Genomic DNA, 23,629 nt, shown 5'->3' with positions numbered 1-23,629 from the left:
CTGGGTCCTGGCGGGTTTGTGTCGAATCAAGCTATCCTTGGAAAACTTGCAATAAGGGCATTTCACCACCATGCCACCTGCCGTGGCGCACATTTGAGGAGACCTCCATGGCCTTGCATCCCGCCGCCGCCGCGACCCTGTCGCGCTGGCATGCAATGGTGGCCGCGCGCGACTTCAGTTCCCTGGCTGAATTGATGGACCCGGCCGCTTGTTTCCGCTCGCCCATGAAATACCAGGCCTACGAGGGCGCCGACTGGGTCGTGCGCATCCTGCAGGCCGCGATGCGGACCTTCGAGGACTTCCGTTACGAGAGGGAGTTTGAGTCAGGAAACGCCGATGTCGGCCTGGAATTCGCGGCGCGCGTCGGCGACAAGCAGTTGAAGGGCATCGATCTGATCCAGTTCGGACCCGATGGCCGCATCGTCGCGTTTGAAGTGATGATTCGCCCGGCCAGCGGCCTGCTGGCCCTGGGCGAGGCGATGGGACGCGCCCTCGGCCTGCCCGGGCGCTGAGGGCTCAGGCCGTGACGTTGATGCGCTGACCTTTTTCGCTCGGTTCCTTGCGCTGGTCGGCCGCCTTGGCCGCCAGTTCCTGGCGCGTCAGGAAAGCTTTCTGGGCCGCGTCGGCGGCCGCTGCATCATTGGCCGCCTGCTGCTTGACGCGCGTGTCGTCGCTGCTGCGCGGGGCCGGGCTGCTCGTGCCCGAAGCCTCGGGCCGGTCGGCGCGCCGCTGCACGGTGGCGCCGCCCACCTGGGGCTGGGCCGAGGCCGGATTGCGCGCGGCATTGCCCTGGGCGCGCTGGCGCGCCTGCTGCAAATTGGCAAACGCCTCGGCGGCCTTCTGCAGGTCATTCGATTTCAGGGCCTGGTCGAGGGCTTTGACGGCATCGCTGGTTTCGGTCGCGGCGTTCTGGGTCGGCACCGCCCCGCGCAGGTCCTGCACGGCTTTCTGGGCGGCCACGGTATTCGACTCCTTGAGGGCCTTGGCGATGTCGATGATGGCCTTGTCGGCCTTGCGTTCCGACCCCGCGCGCGTGAGCGCCTGGTTGCCGGCACTGGCCCCGGTGATCGCGATGGACGCGAGATTTCCTGCCATGAAGGTCTCCAATTTTTCCTTGGCGCATTTCGCCAATATCAACGTAGCTTACTTTCTGGACAAATCAATGTCAAAAAAGCAAACATCAGAGCAGAAAGCGCAAAATAGGCTACACTATCGTCCTCCCGCAATACCGCCCTCCCCATGCAGAAGAAAGTTTTTATCAAGACCTTCGGGTGCCAGATGAACGAGTACGACTCGGACAAAATGGCCGACCTGATGAACGCCACCGACGGCCTGGTGCGTACCGACACGCCCGATGATGCCGACCTGATCCTGCTGAACACCTGCTCGGTGCGCGAAAAAGCCCAGGAAAAGGTGTTTTCCGACCTCGGCCGCCTGAAGGAATTGAAGAAAACCAATCCCAACCTGATCATCGGCGTCGGCGGCTGCGTCGCCTCGCAGGAGGGCGCGGCCATCGTCAAGCGCGCCCCCTTCGTCGACGTGGTGTTCGGTCCGCAGACCATCCACCGCCTGCCCAAGATGATCGAACTGCGGCGTGCCTCGGGCACGGCCCAGGTCGACATCTCCTTCCCCGAAATCGAGAAATTCGACCACCTGCCGCCCGCCCGCGTCGAAGGCGCCACGGCCTATGTGTCGATCATGGAAGGCTGTTCCAAATACTGCTCCTACTGCGTCGTGCCCTACACGCGCGGCGAGGAAGTCTCGCGCGGCTTCGAGGACGTGCTGGCCGAGGTGGCCGGCCTGACCGCCCAGGGCGTGAAGGAAATCACGCTCCTCGGGCAGAACGTCAATGCCTACCGCGGCAAGATGGAAGACGGCGAGATCGCCGATTTTGCGCTGTTGATCGAGTACGTTGCCGCCATTCCGGGCATCGAGCGGATCCGTTTCGTGACCAGCCACCCGAAGGAATTCAGCCAGCGCCTGATCGACTGCTATGCGCGCATCCCGCAACTGGTGAACCACCTGTATCTGCCGGTCCAGCATGGTTCGGACAAGATTCTGGCCGCCATGAAGCGCGGCTACACGGCGCTCGAATACAAGTCGATCATCCGCCGCATCCGCGCCGTGCGGCCCGACATCGCCATCTCGTCCGACTTCATCGTCGGCTTCCCCGGCGAGACCGAGGAGGATTTCGAGGCCATGATGAAGCTGGTCCAGGACGTGGGCTTTGAAAACAGCTTCAGCTTCATCTTCAGCAAGCGCCCGGGCACGCCGGCCGCCAATCTGCACGACGACACCCCGCGCGACGTCAAGCAGGCGCGCCTGGCCCGCCTGCAGGCCCTGCTCGACGAGAACACGCGCCGCAACGGCCAGGCCATGGTCGGCAGCGTGCAGCGCATCCTGGTCGAAGGCCCGTCCAAGCGCGGCGGCACCGAACTGCAGGGGCGTACCGAATCGAACCGCGTCGTCAACTTCGAAGGCGGCGCCCACGGCCAGCAGCTGACTGGCCACTTCATCGACGTTCACATCACGGAAAGCCACGACTACACCTTGCGCGGTGAAATCGTCCCGCGCAGCGACAGCGTGGCGCAAGCAAGTTGAAAAAACCCGTCCAGCCCCATTACTTCATTCCCGAGCCGCTCGACAACACGCGCCTGGCGCACCTGTGCGGGCCGCTCGATGAAAACCTGCGCCAGATCTCGGCCGCCCTCGACGTGACCATCTTCCGGCGCGGCGAGAAATTCATCGTCAGCGGCGACAACGCCGAGCGCGCCGTCAAGATTCTCGAGCGCTTCTACGCCGTCGCCAACAAAGTGGTGCCGATCGAGGAAGTCCAGCTGGCCCTGGTCGAGCAGCGCTCGGGCCTGCAGCCGGCGCTCGAACACGCGCCGGTCGAGGACGCGGCCGAGCTCGACATGACGAGCCCAGTGCTGAAGACGCGCCGCAGCGATCTGCGCGGGCGCACCCCGCACCAGATCGGCTATCTGAAGTCCATCCTCGAGCACGACATCAGTTTCGGGGTCGGTCCGGCCGGCACTGGCAAGACCTATCTGGCCGTGGCCTGCGCCGTCGACGCGCTCGAGCGCGATGCCGTGAAACGCATCATCCTGACCCGTCCGGCTGTCGAGGCCGGCGAGCGCCTGGGCTTCCTGCCGGGCGACCTCAACCAGAAGGTCGATCCCTATCTGCGCCCCCTTTACGACGCCCTCTACGATCTGCTCGGCTTCGACCGCACGCAGAAGATGTTCGAAAAGCAGGTGATCGAAATCGCCCCGCTCGCCTACATGCGCGGGCGCACGCTCAACCACGCCTTCGTGATTCTGGACGAGGCCCAGAACACGACGGTCGAGCAGATGAAGATGTTCCTGACCCGCATCGGCTTCGGCTCGAAAGCCGTGGTCACGGGCGACGTCACCCAGGTCGACCTGCACAAGACCCAGAAGTCCGGCCTGGTCGACGCCCTGCATGTGCTGCGCGGCGTGCGCGGGATCGGCTTCACCCAGTTCTCCAGCGCCGACGTGGTGCGCCATCCGCTGGTGGCGCGCATCGTCGACGCCTATGACAAGGCAGCCGAGCTGCCCCTGCCCAAGCCCATTAGCGAGGCTAAACATGTCCGAAAAAAATAAGCTGAGCTTATCCGTCCAATTCGCCGACGAGCGCCTGGCCGCCGCTCTGCCGCGCCCGCGCCTGCGCCGCTGGGTGCAGGCCGCCCTGTTCGCACCGGCCGAGCTGACCATCCGCTTCGTCGACGCGGCCGAGGGGCGCGCCCTGAACCAGGCCTACCGCGGCAAGGACTATGCGACCAATGTGCTGACCTTCGCCTACAACGAGGGCGAGGACATCGCGGACGACGAGCCGACCCGGGCCGACATCATCCTGTGCAGCGATGTGCTCGAAACCGAGGCCAAGGAACAGGGCAAGACGCTCGAGGAGCATGCGGCCCATCTGGTCGTGCACGGGGTTCTGCATGCCCAGGGCTACGACCACATGGACGAGGACGAAGCCAATGAAATGGAAGCCCTCGAGACCGAGATTCTGGCCGGCCTGGGCTTTGCCGATCCCTATGCCTGAACGCCCGAAACGGCTGCCACGGGCGCCGCTCGTGGTATCCTAGGCGCTTCGCAACAACGGCTTCACGCCAACTATGCCCGAGCACCCTAGTGACATCCGTCCGGATGCCAAACCTCACCGCTCCCTGCTGGAGCGGCTGACCGCCCTTATTTCTCCCGAGCCGGAAAACCGCGCCGAACTGCTCGACATCCTGCACGACGCCCACGAACGCAATCTGCTCGATGCCGATGCGCTGTCGATGATCGAAGGCGTGTTCCAGGTGTCCGACCTGTCGGCGCGCGACATCATGGTGCCGCGCTCGCAGATGGACGTGATCGACATCAGCAAGCCGATCGAGCAATGGCTGCCGATCGTGCTGGAAACGGCGCACTCGCGCTTTCCCGCCATCGAAGGCAACCGCGACAAGGTGGTCGGCATCCTGCTGGCCAAGGACCTGCTGCGCTACTACGCCGACCAGGACAGCTTCGACGTGCGCGACATGCTGCGTCCGGCCGTGTTCATCCCCGAGTCCAAGCGCCTGAACGTGCTGCTGCGCGACTTCCGCGCCAACCACAACCACATGGCCATCGTGGTCGATGAATACAGCGGCGTGGCCGGCCTGATCACGATCGAGGACGTGCTCGAACAGATCGTCGGCGACATCGAGGACGAATACGACTTCGACGAGGAAGAGGACAACATCATCTCGGTCAAGGAGGGCCAGTTCGGCCCGCGCTGGCGCGTGCGCGCGCTGACCGAGATCAGCCAGTTCAACGAGGCCATCGGCGCCAGCCTGTCCGACGAGGACGTCGACACCATCGGCGGCCTGGTGGCCAATCACCTGGGCCGGGTGCCGCACAAGGGCGAGCAGTTCACGCTCGGCGCCCTGCGCTTCGAAGTGCTGCGCGCCGACGCGCGCCAGGCCCACGTCCTGCTGGTGGAGAAACTGCCACCGGCCGACGAAGAGGCCGTGCACGACTGATGCGCCAGCCTTTCCTGCGCTCGGCGGCCGAGCATCAGGGCCCGCGCCCCCTGCTGCGCGCGATGGGCCTGGCCATGGCGGCCGGCGCGGCGTCGGTGTTTGCCTTCGCCCCGTTTGGCAACTGGTGGCTGGCCATCGCCAGCATCGGCTTCCTGTTCTACCAGGTCGGCCTGGTGCCCGCGCCGCGGCGCGCCGCCTGGATCGGCTGGGCCTTCGGGCTCGGCTGGTCGGTGGCCGGCATGCACTGGCTGCATGTGGCCATGCACCGCTTCGGCAATCTGCCCTGGCTGCTGGCGGCCGTGGCCGTCGTGCTGCTCGGCTGCTACATGGGCCTGTTCTTCAGCGCCGCCATGGCCGCCGCCAGCTGGCTGCGGCAGCGCTTTGCGATCGGCATTGCCTGGTTCTTCCTGGCCGTGCTGCCGGCCTGCTGGAGCCTGGGCGAATGGGTGCGCGGCTGGCTCTTCACCGGCATTCCCTGGGTCAGCAGCGGCTATGTCCACACCACCAGTCCGCTGGCCAGCCTGGCGCCCGTGTTCGGTGTCTACGGCCTCGGCTGGGCCACGGCCCTGTGCGGCGGCGCCCTCGTCATGCTGATCCAGCGCCAGCGCTGGGCCGGGATCGGCGCGCTGGCGGCCGTGGCCGCGGCCGCCGTCGGCTTCGGCCAGATCGCCTGGACCAGCCCGAGCGGCAACGCCATCAGCGTACGCTTGAACCAGGGCAATATCGCCCAGAGCGAGAAATTCGACGCCGCCCGCATCGACAGCGCCCTGCTGCTCTACCGCGACCTGCTGACGCGCCAGCCGGCCGACCTGGTGGCGGCGCCGGAAACGGCGATCGTGCTGTTCCCGCAACAGCTGCCGCCCGGCTATCTGGACAGCCTGGCCGCGTATGCGCGCGACAGCCGCAGCGCGCTGCTGTTTGGGATTCCCCTGGCCGACAGCCCGAGCCGCTATGCCAACAGCGTGCTCGGCTTTGCGCCCGAAGGCGGCAGCTACCGCTACGACAAGCGCCACCTGGTGCCCTTCGGCGAATTCATTCCGCCCGGCTTTCGCTGGTTCACCGAGCTGATGCGCATTCCCCTGGGCGACTTCACGCCCGGCGGTCCGGTCCAGCCGGCCATGGCCGTGCGCGACCAGCGCGTGCTGCCGAATATCTGCTACGAAGACCTGTTCGGCGAGGAGATCGCGGCCAATCTGCGCGCCAGCGCGGCCCCGGCCACGATCCTGCTGAATGTGTCGAATATGGCCTGGTATGGCGAGAGCGTGGCGATTCCCCAGCACCTGCAGCTGTCGCAGATGCGCGCGCTCGAAACCGGGCGGCCGGTGCTGCGCGCCACCAATAACGGCGCCACCGCCATCATCGACGCCGACGGCCAGGTGCGCCAGATGCTGCCGTTTTACCAGCGCGGCACCCTGAGCGGCACGGTCCAGGGCCGGCAGGGCCTGACCCCGTATGTGCGCGTCGGCAATGCCGGCGTGCTGCTGCTCTGCCTGCTGGCAGTGGGCGCCGCCGTCCTGATCGGACGCCAGCGGCGCGCCTGAATTTCCGCAATCTCAGCGGACTTTCCGCTAAAATTGGCTGTTTTGCGAAACTTTTCCCTACGCGCGATGCTCACCTTCCAACAACTGATCCTGACGCTCCAATCTTACTGGGACAAGCACGGCTGCGCCCTGCTCCAGCCCTATGACATGGAAGTGGGCGCCGGTACCTTCCACACCGGCACCTTCCTGCGTGCGATCGGCCCTGAACCCTGGCGCGCCGCCTATGTCCAGCCCTCGCGCCGCCCGAAGGACGGCCGCTATGGCGAAAATCCGAACCGCATGCAGCACTACTACCAGTACCAGGTGGTGCTCAAGCCGGCGCCGGAAAACATCCTCGACCTGTACCTGGGCTCGCTCGAAGCCCTGGGCCTGGACCTGAAGCAGAACGATGTGCGCTTTGTCGAAGACGACTGGGAAAGCCCGACCCTGGGCGCCTGGGGCCTGGGCTGGGAAGTCTGGCTCAACGGCATGGAAGTGACGCAGTTCACCTATTTCCAGCAAGTTGGCGGTCTCGACTGCAAACCCGTGCTCGGCGAAATCACCTACGGCCTCGAGCGCCTGGCCATGTATCTGCAGGGCGTCGAGAACGTCTACGACCTGGTCTGGACCGAGTGGGAAGAAGGCGGCGTGAAAAAGACGCTGCGCTATGGCGATGTGTTCCACCAGAACGAGGTCGAGCAGTCGACCTATAACTTCGAGCATGCCAACACCGAGCTGCTGTTCCAGCAGTTCGCCAACCACGAAGCGGAAGCCAAGCGCCTGATCGGCCTGGAGCTGACCCTGCCGGCCTATGAGCAGATCATGAAGGCCTCGCACAGCTTCAATATGCTCGACGCCCGCGGCGCCATCTCGGTCACCGAGCGCGCCGCCTACATCGGCCGCGTGCGCGCCCTGTCGCGCATGGTCGCCCAAGCCTACTACGATTCGCGCGAGAAGCTGGGCTTCCCGATGCTGCCCAAGGCCTGAACCGAGACTCACCATGAACCAGACTCTCCTCGTTGAACTGTTTACCGAAGAACTGCCGCCGAAAGCCCTGGCCAAACTGGGCGCGGCCTTTGCCGGCGCCATCGCCCAGGGCCTGCAGGCGCGCGACTTCCTCGAACCCGCCGCCCATGTGACGCCGTATGCGACCCCGCGCCGTCTGGCCGTGAGCATCAGCCATGTGCGTTCGGTCTCGCCCGACAAGCGGATACGCGAAAAAGTGCTGCCGGTGTCGGTGGCGCTGGACGCGAACGGCCAGCCGACCGCACCGCTGGCGAAAAAACTGGCGGCCCTCGGCTTCCCCGATGTGACGCTCGATCAGCTCGAACGGGCCCAGGACGGCAAGGCCGAAGCCTTCTTCTATTCCTACCAGGCGCCCGGTGTGGCGCTGGCGGCCGGCCTCCAGGCCGCGCTCGACGAAGCCCTGGCCAAGCTGCCGATTCCGAAGCTGATGTCCTACCAGCGCCCGGACGGCGCCACCGTGCAGTTCGTGCGCCCGGCCCACAAGCTGGTGGCCCTGCATGGCGACATGGTGGTGCCGGTCACGGCGCTCGGCCTGGCGGCCGGTGTGGTGACCCTCGGCCACCGCTTCCTGTCCAAGGGCGAAGTGGCCATCACCCACGCCGAGCGCTATGCCGGCACGCTGGAAGCCGAAGGCAAGGTGATCGCCAATATCGATGCGCGCAAGGAGAAGATCCGCGCCCAGCTGCTGGCCAAGGCCGGCCACGACAAGGTGCTGATGCCCGAGTCCCTGCTCGATGAAGTCAGCGCCCTGGTCGAATGGCCGGTCGTGTACGAGTGCCACTTCGAACAGGAATACCTGGCCGTGCCGCAGGAATGCCTGATCCTGACGATGCAGACCAATCAGAAGTACTTCGCGCTGACGGATGCCCACGGCAAGCTGCGCCACCGCTTCCTGATCGTCTCCAATCTCGAGACGGCCGACCCGCAGCACATCATCGGCGGCAATGAGCGCGTGGTGCGCCCGCGCCTGTCCGACGCCAAGTTCTTCTTCGAGCAGGACAAGAAGAAGACCCTGGCCGCGCGCCTGCCGCTGCTGGCCAATGTGGTCTATCACAATAAGCTCGGCACCCAGGCCGCGCGCACCGAGCGTGTGCAGGCCCTGGCCGCGCGCATCGCCGCCCGCCTCGGCTACGACGTGGCCCTGGCCGAACGCGGCGCCCTGCTGGCCAAGGCCGACCTGCTGACCGACATGGTCGGCGAGTTCCCCGAGCTGCAGGGCATCATGGGCACCTACTATGCGCGCCACGACGGCGAGCCCGAGGAAGTGGCCCTGGCCGCCTCCGAGCACTACCAGCCGCGCTTTGCCGGCGACGCCCTGCCCGCCACCCGGACCGGTCTGGTGGTGGCCCTGGCCGACAAGCTCGAAACCCTGGTCGGCATCTGGGCCATCGGCCTGCAGCCGACCGGCGACAAGGACCCGTTCGCGCTGCGCCGCCACGCGCTCGGCGTGCTGCGCATGCTGCTCGAAAAGCGCCTGCCGCTGACCATCTCCGGCCTGCTGGACGATGCCTGCGCGGTGTTCGCCAATCAGCCCGGCTTTGCCGATCCGCGCGCCGAGGTCAGCGGCTTCATGCTCGATCGCCTGCGCGGCATCCTGCGCGAGCGCGGCTTCGCCCAGAACGAAGTCGAAGCCGTGCTGGCCCTGAATCCGGACCGCCTGGACGACATCGTGCCGCGCCTGGAAGCAGTGCAGGCCTTTGCCAATCTGGCCGAAGCGGCCGCCCTGGCCGCCGCCAACAAGCGCATCACGAATATCCTGAAGAAGAGCGAGTTCACCGGCGCCAGCGTCTCGCCGTCGCTGCTGACCGACCCCGCCGAACAGGCCCTGGCGGCCCAGGTCACAGCCGTCAAGCCCGCGGTCGACGCCGCGTTTGCGGCCGGCGACTACAGCGGCACGCTGAAGACCCTGGCCGCGCTGCGCGAGACCGTGGACGCCTTCTTCAACGACGTCATGGTCAACGCCGAGGACCCGGCCCTGCGCAACAACCGCCTGGCCCTGTTGTCCGAGCTGCACGGCATGATGAACCGCGTGGCCGACATCTCCAAGCTGGCTGCCTGAGATGGACGGGGCGCGCATGAAGCTGATCATTCTCGACCGCGATGGCGTGATCAACCACGACTCGCCGGACTTCATCAAGAACCCGGGCGAGTGGATTCCGATTCCCGGTTCGCTGGAAGCGATCGCGCGCCTCAACCAGGCCGGCTACCGCGTGGTGGTGGCCTCCAACCAGAGCGGCATCGCGCGCCAGCTGTTCGACATGGACACGCTCAACGCCATCCACCGCAAGATGCACGATCTGGCGCAGCAGGTCGGCGCCACCATCGAGGCGGTGTTTTTCTGCCCGCACGCGGCGGTCGACAACTGCGACTGCCGCAAGCCAAAGGCCGGCATGTATGAGGAAATCGCCAAGCGCTATGGCGTCAGCCTGAAGGGCGTGCCGACGGTCGGCGATTCGCTGCGCGACCTGCAGGCCGGCTTCGTGGTCGGCTGCCTGCCCTACCTGGTCCTGACCGGCAAGGGCGAGAAGACCGCCCACACCGGCGGCCTGCCGCCCGGCACCCAGATCTTCCCCGATCTGGCGGCCATGGTGCAGCAGTTCCTGAAGAACCCCAACTGATCGGAGACAAGCCCTTGCTGTTCGTGCGCTCGCTGCTGCTGATGGTGTTGATGGTGCTGGCCACCGTCATCTGGATCTGGGTCTGCCTGCTGGTGGCGCCGCTGCCTTACGCCAAGCGCTACTGGGTGACGGCCCGCTGGAACGTGTTCGTCGTCTGGGCCGCCAAGGTCCTGTGCGGCATCAACTACGAAGTGCGCGGCTACGAGAACTTCCCCGACGGCCCGGCCATCGTGCTGTCCAAGCACCAGTCGGCCTGGGAGACGATCTTCCTGCTGCAGATGACACCGCGCCCGCTCGTCTACGTGTTCAAGCGCGCCCTGCTCTGGCTGCCCTTCTTCGGCTGGGGCCTGGCCCTGCTGCGCATGATCCCGATCGACCGCGCGCGCGGCAAGGACGCCTTTGCCCAGGTGGTGAAAATCGGGCGCAAGCGCCTGGCCGACGGCCAGTGGATCATCATGTTCCCGGAAGGGACGCGCATCCCCGTTGGTAAAAAGGGACGCTACAAAACGGGCGGTACGCGCCTGGCGCTGGAGACCAACACACCGGTGGTGCCGATTGCGTTAAACTCTGGCGAGTGCTGGCCACGCAACAGCTTCCTGCGCCACCCCGGCACGATCACGGTATCCATTGGCAAACCCATCGCACCCGCCGGCCACACGCCGGACAGTCTGATGCAAGAGGTAGAGAATTGGATCGAGTCAGAAATGCGCGTCATTTCGCCCCACGTCTACAGCGCTGGCTGAATGGGCTGGGCGACCGGATGCGCGCCCTAGCACCACAGCAGCCGCCAATGACAGCATCCAAGAGCTACGGTCAACAGCTCGAATTGTTTGCCCAGGACTTCTTCGCGGCGCTGGAGCCTTCCAGCGCCGAACCGGCCGCACCGGCCCCGGTCTTTTCCGCGCCGCCGCGCGTGCAGCCCTCCCCGCCCGATCCCGAGCCCGATGCCACGCCGGCGGCGCCGCTGCGCAGCGTGCTCCTGGCCGGCCAGCAGGTCGACTACCTGCTGCAGCGCTCCAAGCGCCGCACGATCGGCTTCACCATCGACGACGACGGCCTGCGCGTGACGGCGCCGCGCCGCGTCAGCCTGGCCGACATCGACCAGGCCCTGCGCAGCAAGCAGCGCTGGATTCTCGATAAGCTGGGCGAGCGCCAGGCGCGCCAGGCTGCGCGCGCCCGCCACGGCAAGCTCGAATGGGTCGATGGCGCGCGCCTGCCCTTCCTCGGCGACCACATCACGCTGCGCCTCGAGCACGCGCCCAAGAGCCGCTGCCATTTCGCACGCGAGGAAGGCCTGCTGACGATCGGCGTGGCGCCCGGCCTGGCCGAGTGGCAGCTCAAGGAACGCGTGCGTCTGTGGTTTGTGGAGGAAGCGCGCGCCCTGTTCGGCCAGCGCCTCGACCACTATGCGGCGCGCCTGGGCGTGCAGTACCGCGCCTTCGCACTGACCTCGGCCGGCACGCGCTGGGGCTCGTGCACGGCGCACGGCCATATCCGCCTGAACTGGAAGCTGATCCACCACCCGCTGTCGCTGATCGACTATGTGGTGGCGCACGAGCTGGCGCACCTGCTCGAGATGAACCACAGCCCGCGCTTCTGGGCCGCGGTGGAATCGATCTATCCGGATTACGAAGGCGCGCGCGCCGCCTTGCGCCAGCGCGCGCAGGAGATGCCGCCCGTGTTCTGACGGGCGGCCTTCGGGCTTACTTGGCGCCCTTCTTCAGCGCCGCACTGCCGGAACCGAAGCTGATCGGCGCATTCGCCGCCATCCAGGCAAAGGCCGCATAGGTGGCCGCCGTCTGGTTGATGCGCTTCGGCTCGATCTTGTCGAAGGTGTCGTCCGGCGTGTGGTGCAGATTGAAGTAGTCGCTGTTATCGAGGCCGATGCCGAAGCTGGCCACGCCGAGCGCCTTGAGGGCGCCCATGTCCGGACCCGGGTTGGCGTCGTTCTCGCCGGCGGCCAGGCCGAGCGGCGCCAGCACGCTGTACATCTGCTTCACCAGCGGCAGGGCCTCGGGCGCCACGAAGGAGGCGAACTTGATGGCCGGCCCCTGGCCCGAATCGGCTTCGGCCGCGGCCTGGATCTTGGCCACTTCCGCTTCATGCGCCTTGGCGTAGGCGGCGCCGCCGAGCAGGCCGTTCTCTTCGTTCGCGAACAGCACCACGCGGATCGTGCGCTTCGGCTTCAGGCCCTGGCGCTTGATGAATTCGGCCGCGCCCATGGTGATGGCGACGCCGGCGCCGTCGTCGATGGCGCCGGTGCCCAGATCCCAGGAGTCGAGGTGGCCGCCGATGACGACGTATTCATCGGGCTTGTCGCTGCCGGTGATTTCGCCGATCACATTCTGCGAGGTGTAGCTGCCCGCTTCGGCCGCGCCCAGGGTCAGCTTGAGCGAGACCGGCTTGCCGCGCGCGAGCATGCGCGTGAGCAGATCGGCATCCGGGTTCGAAATGGCGGCGGCCGGAATCTGGGCCACGTTTTCTTCATAGCGCATCACGCCCGTATGCGGCAGGCGGTGGCTGTCGGTGCCGACCGAGCGGATCACCAGCGCCAGCGCGCCCTTCTTGGCGGCCTCCGAGGCCCCGCGCGAGCGCCCCTGCTGCACGTAGCCGTATTCGGAGGACTTGGCCATCTTGTGGTCGATGAAAGCGATCTTGCCCTTCAGCGCCGCGGCCGGCGCTTCCATCATGTCCTTCAGGGTGGCGAAGCGCACCACCTCGGCGCTGATGCCGCCGGCCGGGGTGCCGACCGAGTGGCCAAGCGCGGTGACCGACAGCGGCTGCGGGAAGGGCGCGAGAATTTCGGCCGTTTCGACGCCGCGCTTCCAGGCCGGGAAGGTCACCGGTTCGGTCCACACCTTGTCGAAGCCCAGCTCCTTGAACTTGGCCACGCCCCAGGCCACGGCGCGCGCATCGGCGGGCGAACCGGCCATGCGCGGGCCGACTTCGGTGGTCAGGGATTCGAGGATCTTGTAGCTCAGGTTACCGGTCAAGGCAGCGTCGCGCAGGCTGGCGGCCGCCTTCAGTTCGGCATCGCTGAACACAGGGTCGGCCGCATTCACAACGCCGAAAGCCAGGGCCAGGGAAAGGCCGAGGATCGTGGACTTCATGGACATCGCAGTTCTCCGGAGGGGGCAAAACATTTAGCGTAGCAGAGCTCGCCAAAAAATGCTGCAAGCACTTAGCTTGTATGCACGCCGCCGAGGAAAGGCATGAGCAAATCGAGGGTGCGCGCGGTGGCGCCGCGATGCTGGTTGGCGAAGCCCTGGGCCGCCGCGCCCATGGCCTGGCGCGCCGCGTGGTCCTGCACCAGACGCACGGCCTGGGCCATCAGCTCGGCCGCGCCATCGACGCGCACGGCGGCGCCGGCGGCCAGCGCGTCCTCGGTCACCTGGGCGAAATTGAAGGTGTGCTCGCCAATCAGCACCGGTTTGCCGAGCGCGCAGGCTTCGATCAGGTTCTGGCCGCCGAGCGGCAGCAGGCTGCCGCCGATGAAGGCGCAGTCGCACGCCGCGTAATAGGCGAACATTTCGCCCATCGAATCGCCCAGCAGCACCTGCACGCCGTCCTGCGCGGCCGGCAGGCGCGAACGGCGCTGCACGCGCAGGCCGCGCGCGCTGATCAGGCGTTCGACTTCATCGAAGCGCTGCGGGTGGCGCGGCACGATCATCAACAGGGCCTCGCCCAGCGCCGGCAAAGCCTGCACGAAGGCGTCGAGGATCAGCGCCTCCTCGCCCTCGCGCGTGCTGGCGCACAGGAAGACGGGACGGCTGCCGATCTGGGCGCGCAGCCAGGCGCCGGTCTCGAGCGCCGCGGGCGGCACCCGGACGTCGAATTTCAGGCTACCCGTGATGTGGATCTGGCGCGCGCCGAGCTGGCCGATGCGCTCGGCGTCGGCCGCCGTCTGCGCCGCCACCAGGTCGATCGCGCCGGCCGCATCGCGCATCAGGCCACCGTAGCGCAGGCCCTGGCGCAGCGACTTGGCCGACAGGCGCGCATTGACCAGGGCGACCGGCACCGCGGCGCGGCGGCAGGCCGCCACCAGATTCGGCCAGACTTCGGTTTCCATCAGAATGCACAGGCGCGGCTGGAAGTGGCGCAGAAAACGCGCCGCCATCAGACCGGTGTCGTAAGGCAGATAGGCCTGCAGCACGCGCTCGCCGTGGCGTCCGAACAGGGCCTTGCCAGTGGCGCGCCCGGTCGGGGTCATGTGGGTCAGCAGAATCTGCGCCTGCGGGCGGGCCGCCAGCAGCGCATCGATCAGCGGTTCGGCCGCGCGCGTTTCGCCGACCGAGACGGCATGCACCCAGATCCGCTCGCGCGGCGCGGCGGCCGGGTAGAAGCTGAAGCGCTCGCCCAGGTGGGCGCGGTAGCCGGGCTCGCGGCGTCCGCGCCACCACAGGCGTCCAAGCACGAGCGGCATGCCGAGCCACCAGGCGGCCGAATACAGCAGCCGGTTCACAGAATGTCCTCGAGCTTGCGCACGGCGTCCATCACTTCGGCCACTTCGGGCGGGTCGCCGCGGTCGCCCAGGTTGATGATCCGGCTCGACCAGTCGCCCTCGGTCTTCCAGCGTGGCGAGTCGCAATACAGCTCGATGGTCGGGCGCAGATACGCGGCGGCGATGTGGGTCAGGCCGGTGTCGACGCCGATCACCATGGCCGCATGCTGGGCCAAGGCGATCGCCTCGTCCATCGACAGGCGTGGCAGCATGCGCGCGTGCTTGAGGCCCGCGGCGATGGCCTCGGCGTCCTGGCGCTCCTGCTCCGAACCCCAGGGCAGCAGCACCGGCATCGGCGCCAGCTGGCGCCCGATCTCGATCCAGTTGGCGATCGGCCACTGCTTGGCGCGCCGCGCCGTCCCGTGGAAGAACACGGCGTAGTCGCGCAGCGGCATCCAGTCCGGGCGCGGCAGCGCGTCGGCCGGGCGCAGGCCGAAGTCGGGCGGGGTGTCGAGCGTGTAGCCGAGCGCATGGGCGGCGACCAGACGTCCGCGCGCCACCGCGTGGGTGCGCGGATCGAGCTTCACGCTCTCGGTGTGGAAAATACGCGAAATGCCCTCATAGCCCGAGCCCTCGCTGCCATTGCCCAGGCCGACCTTGCGGCGCGCGCGCGCGGCACCGAGGATCAGGCCCGTCTTCAGCAGGCCCTGGGTATCGAAAGCGATATCGTACTGGCGCGCGCGCAGGCGCTGCCAGAAGGCCTTGATTTCAGCCCGTGTGGCCGGGCTGCCGAGGCTCTTGCGCCAGCGCCGCAGCGCAAACGGAATGACCTCGCGCACCTGCGGGTGGCGCCGCACCAGGCTGACGAAGGCTTCTTCGACCACCCAGTCGATCCGGGCATCCGGCTGATGGCGCAGCAGGTCGGCCACCATCGGTAGATTGTGCAGCACGTCCCCGAGGGAGGACACGCGCACCAGCAGGATGTCCAAGCGGCAGCCCTCAGAACGGCAGTGCGGCGTCCGGCTTGATGGCCGTGATCACGCGTTTGAACTCGCCCTGGATGCGGTCCAGAGCTTCGGCCGTCTCGGCCTCGAAACGCAGCACCACCACCGGCGTGGTGTTCGAGGAGCGCGCCAGACCGAAACCGTCCGGATACTCGACGCGCAGGCCGTCGATGGTGATCACCTGATCGGAGCCGGGGAAGTCGGCTTCGGCGTGCAGGCGCGCGATCAGCGCATGGTTCTCGCCCTCGTCCAGATGCAGGTGCAGTTCGGGCGTGGAGTCCGACATCGGCAGCGCGTTCAGCAGGGCCGAGGGATCGGCCTCGCGGGTCAGGATTTCGAGCATGCGCGCGCCCGAATACAGGCCGTCGTCGAAGCCGTACCAGCGGTCCTTGAAGAAGATATGACCGCTCATTTCGCCGCCCAGCGGGGCGCCGGTTTCCTTCAGCTTGGCCTTGACCAGCGAGTGCCCGGTCTTCCACATCAGCGGCTGGCCGCCGTGCTTGGCGATCCAGGGCGCGAGGTGGCGCGTGCACTTGACGTCGTACAGGATCAGGCCATTCTCGTGGCGGCTCAGGACGTCCTTGGCGAACAACATCATCTGGCGGTCCGGATAGATGATCTGGCCGTCCTTGGTGACGATGCCGAGGCGGTCGCCGTCGCCATCGAAGGCCAGGCCGATTTCGGCGTCGGTCTCGCGCAGGCAGCGGATCAGGTCCTGCAGGTTTTCAGGGTGGGCCGGATCCGGATGGTGGTTGGGGAAGTTGCCATCGACTTCGCAGAACAATTCGATGACCTCCGCCCCCATGGCGCGGAACAGGGCCGGGGCAAACGCGCCGGCGACGCCATTGCCGCAATCGACGGCGATCTTGATCGGGCGCGCCAGTTTGACGTCGCCGACCACGCGCTCCAGATAGGCCGGCGCGATATCGTGCTGGCGGTAGCTGCCCGGCGTGGCCGCCACGGCCTGGTCGTCGGCCGCGCAGGCGCGGTACAGGCTCTGAATGGCCTCGCCGTGAATCGCCTCACCGGCCAGCACCATCTTGAAGCCATTGTAGTTGGGCGGATTGTGGCTGCCGGTGACCATGATGCCCGACTTGGGACCGAGCACGTGGGTGCCGAAATACACCATCGGGGTGGCGACCACGCCGAGGTCGACCACATGCACGCCGACCGACTGCAGGCCATCGGCCAGGGCCGTGATCAGGGCCGGGCCGGACAGCCGGCCATCGCGCCCGATCACCACCTCGGTCTCGCCCTTGGCCAGGGCGGCGCGGCCGAAGGCACGGCCGATCAGACGCGCAATACCAGCGTTCAGGGTGGTGTCGATGACACCACGGATATCGTAGGCTTTGAAAATCGAGGGAGACAGGGCAAGCATAGGTGTGCAGGAATACGGAACTATCCCGCATTGTAAACGACCCGCCGCCCAAGCGCGACTGGGCCGCCTAGACGCGCAGCGCCTCCATCGGGCGGCCGTGGGCGATCCAGTCCTTGACCCAGCGCGGCTGGCGCCCGCGCCCGGTCCATTGCTGCTCCGCATTTTCCGGATGGCGGTAACGAATCGGTCCGCCGGCTTTCAGTTTCTTGCCCTGTTCAATCAACTCTTTCAAAGGCAGACCGACGCTATTGGCAATGGCCAGAATTTGCTCGCGCGCCTTTTCCTTTTCCTGACGCTCACGGCGTTGCATTTCCGCGCCGACCGCTTCCTGCATGGCGCGCAATTCATTCAGAGACAGTTGTTGCAGATTCATGGCAATCCTCCCTGTGGCTGATTGCTCACTATAGCCAATTCGCTAGCGCGTTTTATCGCGTTTGCGGAGCATCAACCATTTCGGTGACTTGAATCTGACAATGCGCCCATACAGCCACACATAGCTGATGACGAATAGGGCGGAAAAGCCAATCAATATCGGCGTCGAGCGCCAGAAAATTGTGGCGGGCAAAACGGCCATTCCAGAAAGCAGCCACAAATACGGCGAGGTCAGCGAATTCTGACGCAGCAGATTCTTGGCATCGCGCGGCCCCACGGCCCATTGGACGATGCGGCGGAAAATCAGACCATGCAAATGAATTCCGTCCGGCACGGCCGGCGATCGGCCTTTAATAAACAGGCGGCGATAGACGGAAAACAGGGTTTCGAAAGCCGGATACAGCAGCAGCAGGACGGCGTACCAAGTTGAAATTTCCGCATGCCGCATGACCAGGCATAAGGCCAATTCGCCGAGCAGAAAGCCGATCAGATAAGCGCCGCCATCGCCCAGGAAAATCAAACCGGCCGGATAATTCCAAATGAGAAAACCGGCAGTCGCGCCGGCCACACTCAGGGCGGCCACCAGAATGAAGACGTCGCCGACCTGGGCCGCCACATAGGCGAGTGATATCAGCATGCAAATGCAGACCATGCTGGCCAGACCATTGAAACCATCGATGATATTGACGGCATTCGCAATGCCGGCCACGGCCAGCACGGTAATGGGCAGGCTGAGCCACCAGAACGACATATCGAGCGCCACGCCGGGCAGATCGAGGCGCAACAGGCGCGCATCGAGCCAGTACCAGGCCACGGCCGCGGCCAGCATGGTCAAGAGCAGACGCCGGCTGGCACTGACGCGACCGGTGAAATCCTCGACCAGACCGCCGCCGAAGGCCGGCACCGAGCAGGCCAGCAAAGGGCCGAACCACAGGCCCAGGCCAGGGACGCGCCAGCTGCCTACGAGGGCGCCGACGAGGATGGCCAGGAAGATGGGCAGCCCGCCGAGGCGCGCCACATCATGCACATGGACTTTCTGCACCCCGCCGAAATCACTGTCGAGCGCCGGCCGCTGCAGGCGGTCGTGCTTGATAATGAGCAGGGTCAGCAGCGCTGACGTCAGGAAGCTGACGAAGAAAGAAACCATGGGTGCAATCGCTTGGGAATGTGCGATTGTACCGGAACGGTCATTAGTCTTTTACACACAAGTGTAAAGCTAATCGCCAATTTGGTAACTCGCAGAGACTGCTCGTCAATTTACTGGCATCCATGACCGAGTTGGCCGGACGGTGCGCCGGGGTCGGATAATCGGCGGTGGCAATTGGATCCACCTGGCAACTAATGCCGGATTCCTCGAAAATCGCGCGCGTGAAATCGCACCAGGTGGTTTGCCCGCGTGCGCTCAAATGATAAATGCCACTGTGGCGTTCCCACCACAGGGGACCGGCGGCGCGTGCCTGGGCCAGGACATGGGCGGTGGTGTCGGCAATCGTGCGCGACCAGGTCGGCGCGCCATGCTGGTCGGCCACCACGCGCAGGCGGTCCTTTTCGCGGCCCAGGCGCTGCATGGTCAGCAGGAAGTTCTTGCCACGCCGGCCATACACCCAGCTCGTGCGGAAAATCAGATGCGGCACGCCGCTGGCCGCAATGGCCTGCTCGCCCGCCAGTTTCGAGGCGCCGTAGACGTTCAGTGGATTGGTCGCGTCATCTTCGACATAGGCGCCCTGCTTCGTGCCATCGAACACATAGTCGGTCGAATAATGGACGAGCGTGGCGCCGATGGCCTTGGCCTCGCGCGCCAGCACGCCAACCGAGTCGGCATTGATGGTAAAGGCCAGATCGCGCTCGGACTCGGCCTTGTCGACGGCGGTATAGGCGGCCGGATTGACGATCCAGTCCGGGCGCACGCGCCGCACCACCTCGGCCACCTGGTCGGGACGGGCCAGATCGCACTGGCCGCGGTCCAGCGCCAGCACCTGGCCCAGGCCCTGCAGACTGCGCTCGAGCTCATAACCGACCTGGCCGCTCACCCCCGTCAACAGAATCTTCATGCGAACAGCTCCGCCTCGTCCAGGCGCTTGCCTTCGACATCCTTTTTCGACAGCAGCGGCTGGCCGTCGATCGGCCAGGCGATATTCAGGGTCGGATCATTCCACAGCACGGAGCGCTCGAATTCAGGCGCCCAGTAATCGGTGGTTTTATACAGGAATTCGGCGCTGTCGCTGGTGACCACGAAGCCGTGGCCAAAGCCGGGCGGCACCCACAGTTGGCGCTTATTCTCGCCCGACAATTCCACACCGACCCATTGCCCGAACCGGGGCGAGGATTTGCGCAGGTCGACCGCCACATCGAACACGCTGCCGGCCGTACAGCGCACCAGTTTGCCCTGGGCCTGCTGAATCTGATAGTGAATGCCGCGCAGGACATTCTTCGCCGATTTCGAGTGGTTATCCTGCACGAATTCCAGCTGCAGGCCCGTCAAATCGCGGAACTTGCGTTCGTTATAGCTTTCGAAAAAGAAGCCGCGGTCATCACCGAACACCTGGGGTTCGATCAGCAGCACTTCGGGCAGGGCGGTAGGCGTAATCTTCATCAGCGCACGAATTTCTCTTCAAGGATTTGCAGCAGATACTGGCCGTAGCCGTTCTTTTTCAGCGGTTCCGCCAGGCGGGCCACCTGTTCGGCATCGATATAGCCGTTGTAATAGGCAATCTCCTCCGGCACGGCCACTTTCAGGCCCTGGCGTTTTTCAATCGTCGCAATGAATTGCGAGGCTTCGAGCAGGGACTCATGGGTGCCGGTATCGAGCCAGGCCATGCCGCGCCCCATCAATTCGACCGACAGCTGGTTCTGTTCGAGATAGCAGCGGTTGACGTCCGTAATTTCGAGCTCGCCGCGCGCCGAGGGTTTGATCGCCGCCGCGATATCGCAGACCTGCTGATCGTAGAAATACAGGCCCGTGACAGCGTAATTCGATTTCGGCTGCTTGGGCTTTTCCTCAATCGAAACGGCGCGCTTGTCCTGATCGAATTCCACCACACCGTAGCGCTCGGGATCCATCACATGGTAGGCAAACACGGTCGCGCCCGCGGTCCGCGCATTCGCGGCCGTCAATTGCTGATGCAGGCCGTGGCCGTAGAAGATGTTATCGCCGAGGATCAGGGCCGAGGGATGATTGCCGACGAATTCACGGCCGATGATGAAGGCCTGGGCCAGACCGTCGGGCGAGGGCTGGACCGCATAGCTGAGCGAGAGCCCCCATTGCGCCCCATCGCCGAGCAGCTCGCGAAAGCGCGGCGTGTCCTGCGGGGTGGAGATGATGAGGATGTCGCGGATCCCGGACAGCATCAGGGTGCTGAGCGGGTAATAGATCATCGGCTTGTCGTAGATCGGCAGCAGCTGCTTCGATACGGCCTGGGTGATCGGATACAGACGCGTGCCGGAGCCGCCGGCCAGAATGATGCCCTTGCGATTGACACTCATGCGTTCCCCTCACGGTGCGCGTAATTCTGTTCCATCCAGGTCAGGTAGGCGCCCGAGCGCACATCGTCGACCCAGGCCTGATGCGTCAGATACCAGTCCACCGTCTTGGCAATGCCCGATTCAAAGGTTTCGGCCGGCTTCCAGCCGAGTTCGCGTTCGAGCTTGCGTGCGTCGATCGCGTAGCGGCGGTCGTGGCCGGGGCGGTCCTGCACGAAGGTGATCTGGTCGCGGTAGCTGCCGGCCGCCTTGGGCCGGGCGCGGTCGAGCATGTCGCACAGGATATGGACCACGTCGAGGTTGGCCATTTCATTCCAGCCGCCGACGTTGTAGGTTTCGCCCGGCCGGCCGGCGTCCAGCACCCGGCGGATGGCCGCGCAGTGGTCGCTCACATACAGCCAATCGCGCACCTGCTGGCCATCGCCGTAGATCGGCAGCGGCTTGCCGGCGAGCGCGTTTGAGATGATCAGCGGGATCAGCTTTTCGGGGAAATGGTAGGGGCCGTAGTTGTTCGAGCAGTTGGTCGTCAGCACCGGCAGACCATAGGTGTGGTGGTAGGCACGCACCAGATGGTCCGACGCCGCCTTCGAGGCCGAGTAAGGGCTGTTCGGCGCATAGGCCGTCGTTTCCGAGAACGGCGGATCTTCGGGGCCGAGCGTGCCGTACACCTCATCGGTCGACACATGCAGGAAGCGGAAGGCCGCCTTGGCCTCGGCATCGAGCTCACCCCAATAGGCGCGCGCCGCTTCCAGCAGGCTGAAGGTGCCGTTGACATTGGTCTCGATGAAGGCGCCGGGCCCGAGGATCGAGCGGTCGACATGGCTTTCGGCCGCAAAGTGGACGATGGCGCGCGGACGGTGCTGGCGCAGCAGGGCCAGGACCTTGTCCTTGTCGCAGATATCGCCGCGCACAAACAGATGGCGCGCATCGCCGTCGAGCGCGGCCAGATTCTTCAGATTGCCCGCATAGGTCAGCTTGTCGTAGTTGAGTACGGGTTCCTGCGACTGGGCCAGCCAGTCGAGCACGAAGTTTGAGCCGATGAAGCCGGCGCCGCCAGTAACGAAAATCATGAACCTTCCTTGGGCTGTAGAGCACAGTGTGGATTGTAAAGGATGGACCCGCCCAGGCAAGCGGACAATTCCCACGTAAAATAGCCACAATTATGGCATTTACCACAACAAATCTCTACGCCATCGGTGATCTGCAAGGCTGTCTTGACGAGGCGCGCCTGCTGCTGGAGCAGCTGCCTGCCGACGCGCGCGTGCTCTTCGTCGGCGACCTGGTCAACCGCGGACCGGCCTCCTTGGCCACGCTGCGCCACGTGATGGCGCTGGAACAGGCCAGCGACGGGCGCGTCGACGCCCTGCTCGGCAACCACGACCTGCACCTGCTGGCGGTGGCCAGCGGCGCCCAGCCGCGCTCGCGCCACGACACGCTCGACGAGCTGCCGGCGGCGCCCGACTGTGCGGCCCTGATGGACTGGCTGCGCCGCCGCCCGCTCGCCCGGCACGAAGCCGGCCACCTGTTCGTGCATGCCGGCGTGCCGCCGCAGTGGAGCGTGGCACGCACGATCGAACTGGCGCGCGAAGTGGAGAACGTGCTGCGCGGCCCCGACTACAGGGACTTCCTGGCCGACATGTACGGCAATGAACCGGCGCGCTGGGATGATGGCCTGCGCGGTACGGCGCGCCTGCGCTGCATCGTCAATGCGCTGACGCGCCTGCGCTTCTGCACAGCCGATGGCGAGATGGATTTCGCGCTCAAGGAGAGTGCGGTGGCGCCGCCCGGTTCCGGCCTGCTGCCCTGGTTCGAGATCGGCACGCGCGCCAGCGCCGGCACACCGGTGGTGTTCGGCCACTGGTCGGCCCTCGGCCTGCTGCTGCGGCCCGACGCCATCGGCATCGACAGCGGCTGCGTCTGGGGCGGCCAGCTGACCGCAGTGGCCCTGCCCGAACGCCGCCTGGTGCAGGTGCCCTGCCCCGAATATCAGGCCATCCGGTCCAAGAGCGCTTAAGCCGCTTCGCGCAGCTGCAGGGCCGCGCGCACGGCATCATGCGCCGCCTGGGCCAGCTCGCGCCGGTGCGCGCCGGCGGCGCTCAGCGGCGCCAGGCAATGCAGCTCGGCGCGCAGCGGCGGGCCGCGCAGGATCATCAGCAGGCTGCCGACAAAGGTGGTGTCGCCGATGAAGTTGACGCTGTCGGCCAGGCGCCCGTCGCGCTCCAGATAGCGCAGCGCATACGGCTGCAGCGGCGCCTGCGCGTCGATCGCTGCTTCAAACAGATTGGCGTGAAACGGCAGGATCTGGCCCTGAGCGGCCGTCGTCCCTTCCGGGAAGAAGGCCACGCGCTCACCGGCCTGCAGGCGTTCGACCAGGCCCTTGAAGATGTGGCGCAGATCGCGCCGGTTGCCGCGGGCGATGAACACCGTGCCGGCCTTCGCCACCAGCCAGCCGACCACCGGCCAGGCGCGGATTTCGGACTTAGCCACAAAGCGGCACGGATACAGGCTGTTGATGACGAAGATGTCGATCCACGAGATGTGGTTCGCCACCACCAGCGCGCGCTCCAGCGCCGCCGGGCCGGGCATGGCCACCACCTCGATGCCGCAGATGCCGACCAGTTGGCGCGACCAGCGCTGAATGCGCGCGCGCCGCTCCGTCTCGCTCATGAAGGGAAAACCCAGCGCCAGACGCAGCAAGCCGGCGCCGAGGTGGAACAGAACGCGCGCAAGGCGCCAAGCGAATCGCAAGGACCGGCCC

At 66.0% G+C, this 23,629-nt stretch carries 24 protein-coding genes; 12 read left to right on the top strand and 12 right to left on the bottom strand.

Going from position 1 to position 23,629, the window contains the following annotated elements; genetic code table 11:
* Nucleotides 1-107 precede the first annotated feature (107 nt).
* Nucleotides 108-512 (top strand): nuclear transport factor 2 family protein, encoded by a 405-nt coding sequence (locus LZ005_RS03905; protein ID WP_237804899.1) that lies wholly within the window; start codon nucleotides 108-110, stop codon nucleotides 510-512.
* A 4-nt stretch (nucleotides 513-516) separates the two neighbouring features.
* Here the strand turns inward: LZ005_RS03905 and LZ005_RS03900 are convergent, their stop codons facing one another.
* Nucleotides 517-1,095: a hypothetical protein gene (locus tag LZ005_RS03900; RefSeq protein WP_237804897.1), complete on the bottom strand. Its 579-nt coding sequence runs from the start codon at nucleotides 1,093-1,095 to the stop codon at nucleotides 517-519.
* Between the two features lie 144 nt (nucleotides 1,096-1,239).
* On the opposite strand from LZ005_RS03900, the gene miaB reads away from it, so the two are divergent.
* From miaB to LZ005_RS03850, 10 genes are all read left to right on the top strand, one after another.
* On the top strand, nucleotides 1,240-2,601 hold the full coding sequence (miaB, locus tag LZ005_RS03895) for a tRNA (N6-isopentenyl adenosine(37)-C2)-methylthiotransferase MiaB (RefSeq protein ID WP_237804895.1): 1,362 nt from the start codon (nucleotides 1,240-1,242) through the stop codon (nucleotides 2,599-2,601).
* Nucleotides 2,598-3,626, top strand: coding sequence for a PhoH family protein (locus tag LZ005_RS03890; RefSeq protein ID WP_237804893.1), 1,029 nt, complete (start codon nucleotides 2,598-2,600; stop codon nucleotides 3,624-3,626). Before miaB ends, LZ005_RS03890 begins: the two co-directional genes overlap by 4 nt.
* Nucleotides 3,610-4,071, top strand: a complete 462-nt coding sequence (ybeY, locus tag LZ005_RS03885) for an rRNA maturation RNase YbeY (protein ID WP_237804891.1) — start codon at nucleotides 3,610-3,612, stop codon at nucleotides 4,069-4,071. The genes LZ005_RS03890 and ybeY overlap by 17 nt, the downstream gene beginning before the upstream one ends.
* Nucleotides 4,072-4,144: 73 nt before the next feature.
* Nucleotides 4,145-5,032: an HlyC/CorC family transporter gene (locus LZ005_RS03880; protein WP_237804889.1), complete on the top strand. Its 888-nt coding sequence runs from the start codon at nucleotides 4,145-4,147 to the stop codon at nucleotides 5,030-5,032.
* Nucleotides 5,032-6,573: an apolipoprotein N-acyltransferase gene (lnt, locus tag LZ005_RS03875; protein ID WP_237804887.1), complete on the top strand. Its 1,542-nt coding sequence runs from the start codon at nucleotides 5,032-5,034 to the stop codon at nucleotides 6,571-6,573. Before LZ005_RS03880 ends, lnt begins: the two co-directional genes overlap by 1 nt.
* A gap of 66 nt (nucleotides 6,574-6,639) precedes the next feature.
* Nucleotides 6,640-7,539: a glycine--tRNA ligase subunit alpha gene (glyQ, locus tag LZ005_RS03870; protein WP_237804885.1), complete on the top strand. Its 900-nt coding sequence runs from the start codon at nucleotides 6,640-6,642 to the stop codon at nucleotides 7,537-7,539.
* Between the two features lie 13 nt (nucleotides 7,540-7,552).
* Nucleotides 7,553-9,637, top strand: coding sequence for a glycine--tRNA ligase subunit beta (glyS, locus tag LZ005_RS03865; protein WP_237804883.1), 2,085 nt, complete (start codon nucleotides 7,553-7,555; stop codon nucleotides 9,635-9,637).
* Between the two features lie 16 nt (nucleotides 9,638-9,653).
* Entirely contained in the window at nucleotides 9,654-10,196 is a 543-nt protein-coding gene (gene gmhB, locus LZ005_RS03860; RefSeq protein ID WP_237804881.1) for a D-glycero-beta-D-manno-heptose 1,7-bisphosphate 7-phosphatase, read from the top strand.
* Nucleotides 10,197-10,237: 41 nt separating this feature from the next.
* Nucleotides 10,238-10,939 carry a 1-acyl-sn-glycerol-3-phosphate acyltransferase gene (locus LZ005_RS03855; RefSeq protein WP_237805522.1) on the top strand — a complete coding sequence of 234 codons (702 nt, stop codon included), beginning with the start codon at nucleotides 10,238-10,240 and terminating at the stop codon, nucleotides 10,937-10,939.
* 47 nt (nucleotides 10,940-10,986) lie between these two features.
* Complete coding sequence (locus LZ005_RS03850) at nucleotides 10,987-11,883, top strand: YgjP-like metallopeptidase domain-containing protein (protein ID WP_237804879.1); 897 nt, start codon at nucleotides 10,987-10,989, stop codon at nucleotides 11,881-11,883.
* Between the two features lie 16 nt (nucleotides 11,884-11,899).
* On the opposite strand, the gene LZ005_RS03845 is transcribed toward LZ005_RS03850, so the two are convergent.
* The 10 genes from LZ005_RS03845 to rfbB form a co-directional block, all read right to left on the bottom strand.
* Nucleotides 11,900-13,312: a M20/M25/M40 family metallo-hydrolase gene (locus LZ005_RS03845; RefSeq protein WP_237804877.1), complete on the bottom strand. Its 1,413-nt coding sequence runs from the start codon at nucleotides 13,310-13,312 to the stop codon at nucleotides 11,900-11,902.
* 65 nt (nucleotides 13,313-13,377) lie between these two features.
* Nucleotides 13,378-14,658, bottom strand: a complete 1,281-nt coding sequence (gene waaA / locus LZ005_RS03840; RefSeq protein ID WP_373889297.1) for a lipid IV(A) 3-deoxy-D-manno-octulosonic acid transferase — start codon at nucleotides 14,656-14,658, stop codon at nucleotides 13,378-13,380.
* Complete coding sequence (gene waaC, locus LZ005_RS03835; protein WP_237804875.1) at nucleotides 14,655-15,626, bottom strand: lipopolysaccharide heptosyltransferase I; 972 nt, start codon at nucleotides 15,624-15,626, stop codon at nucleotides 14,655-14,657. The genes waaA and waaC overlap by 4 nt, the downstream gene beginning before the upstream one ends.
* A gap of 10 nt (nucleotides 15,627-15,636) precedes the next feature.
* Entirely contained in the window at nucleotides 15,637-17,019 is a 1,383-nt protein-coding gene (locus tag LZ005_RS03830; protein ID WP_237804873.1) for a phosphomannomutase/phosphoglucomutase, read from the bottom strand.
* Nucleotides 17,020-17,086: 67 nt separating this feature from the next.
* On the bottom strand, nucleotides 17,087-17,392 hold the full coding sequence (locus tag LZ005_RS03825) for an H-NS family nucleoid-associated regulatory protein (protein ID WP_237804871.1): 306 nt from the start codon (nucleotides 17,390-17,392) through the stop codon (nucleotides 17,087-17,089).
* A 42-nt stretch (nucleotides 17,393-17,434) separates the two neighbouring features.
* The gene (locus LZ005_RS03820; RefSeq protein ID WP_237804869.1) at nucleotides 17,435-18,538 is read right to left on the bottom strand and encodes a glycosyltransferase; all 1,104 of its coding nucleotides are present in this window, start codon (nucleotides 18,536-18,538) and stop codon (nucleotides 17,435-17,437) included.
* 43 nt (nucleotides 18,539-18,581) lie between these two features.
* Nucleotides 18,582-19,442 (bottom strand): dTDP-4-dehydrorhamnose reductase, encoded by an 861-nt coding sequence (rfbD, locus tag LZ005_RS03815; protein WP_237804867.1) that lies wholly within the window; start codon nucleotides 19,440-19,442, stop codon nucleotides 18,582-18,584.
* Complete coding sequence (rfbC, locus tag LZ005_RS03810) at nucleotides 19,439-19,984, bottom strand: dTDP-4-dehydrorhamnose 3,5-epimerase (RefSeq protein WP_237804865.1); 546 nt, start codon at nucleotides 19,982-19,984, stop codon at nucleotides 19,439-19,441. The genes rfbD and rfbC overlap by 4 nt, the downstream gene beginning before the upstream one ends.
* The gene (gene rfbA / locus LZ005_RS03805; protein WP_237804863.1) at nucleotides 19,984-20,874 is read right to left on the bottom strand and encodes a glucose-1-phosphate thymidylyltransferase RfbA; all 891 of its coding nucleotides are present in this window, start codon (nucleotides 20,872-20,874) and stop codon (nucleotides 19,984-19,986) included. The genes rfbC and rfbA overlap by 1 nt, the downstream gene beginning before the upstream one ends.
* Nucleotides 20,871-21,941, bottom strand: a complete 1,071-nt coding sequence (rfbB, locus tag LZ005_RS03800; RefSeq protein ID WP_237804861.1) for a dTDP-glucose 4,6-dehydratase — start codon at nucleotides 21,939-21,941, stop codon at nucleotides 20,871-20,873. Before rfbB ends, rfbA begins: the two co-directional genes overlap by 4 nt.
* Nucleotides 21,942-22,033: 92 nt before the next feature.
* Between rfbB and LZ005_RS03795 the strand changes: the two genes are divergently transcribed.
* Nucleotides 22,034-22,885 carry a symmetrical bis(5'-nucleosyl)-tetraphosphatase gene (locus LZ005_RS03795; RefSeq protein ID WP_237804859.1) on the top strand — a complete coding sequence of 284 codons (852 nt, stop codon included), beginning with the start codon at nucleotides 22,034-22,036 and terminating at the stop codon, nucleotides 22,883-22,885.
* Here LZ005_RS03795 and LZ005_RS03790 read toward each other — a convergent pair.
* On the bottom strand, nucleotides 22,882-23,619 hold the full coding sequence (locus LZ005_RS03790) for a 1-acyl-sn-glycerol-3-phosphate acyltransferase (RefSeq protein ID WP_237804857.1): 738 nt from the start codon (nucleotides 23,617-23,619) through the stop codon (nucleotides 22,882-22,884). The two genes, LZ005_RS03795 and LZ005_RS03790, sit on opposite strands and share 4 nt — an antisense overlap.
* Nucleotides 23,620-23,629: the final 10 nt, after the last annotated feature.

Origin of the sequence: Massilia sp. TS11 (assembly GCF_022012445.1) — a bacterium.
GTDB lineage: Bacteria > Pseudomonadota > Gammaproteobacteria > Burkholderiales > Burkholderiaceae_D > Telluria.
Note: the sequence above shows the minus strand (reverse complement) of the source record. Positions and strands in the feature narration are given on the sequence as shown.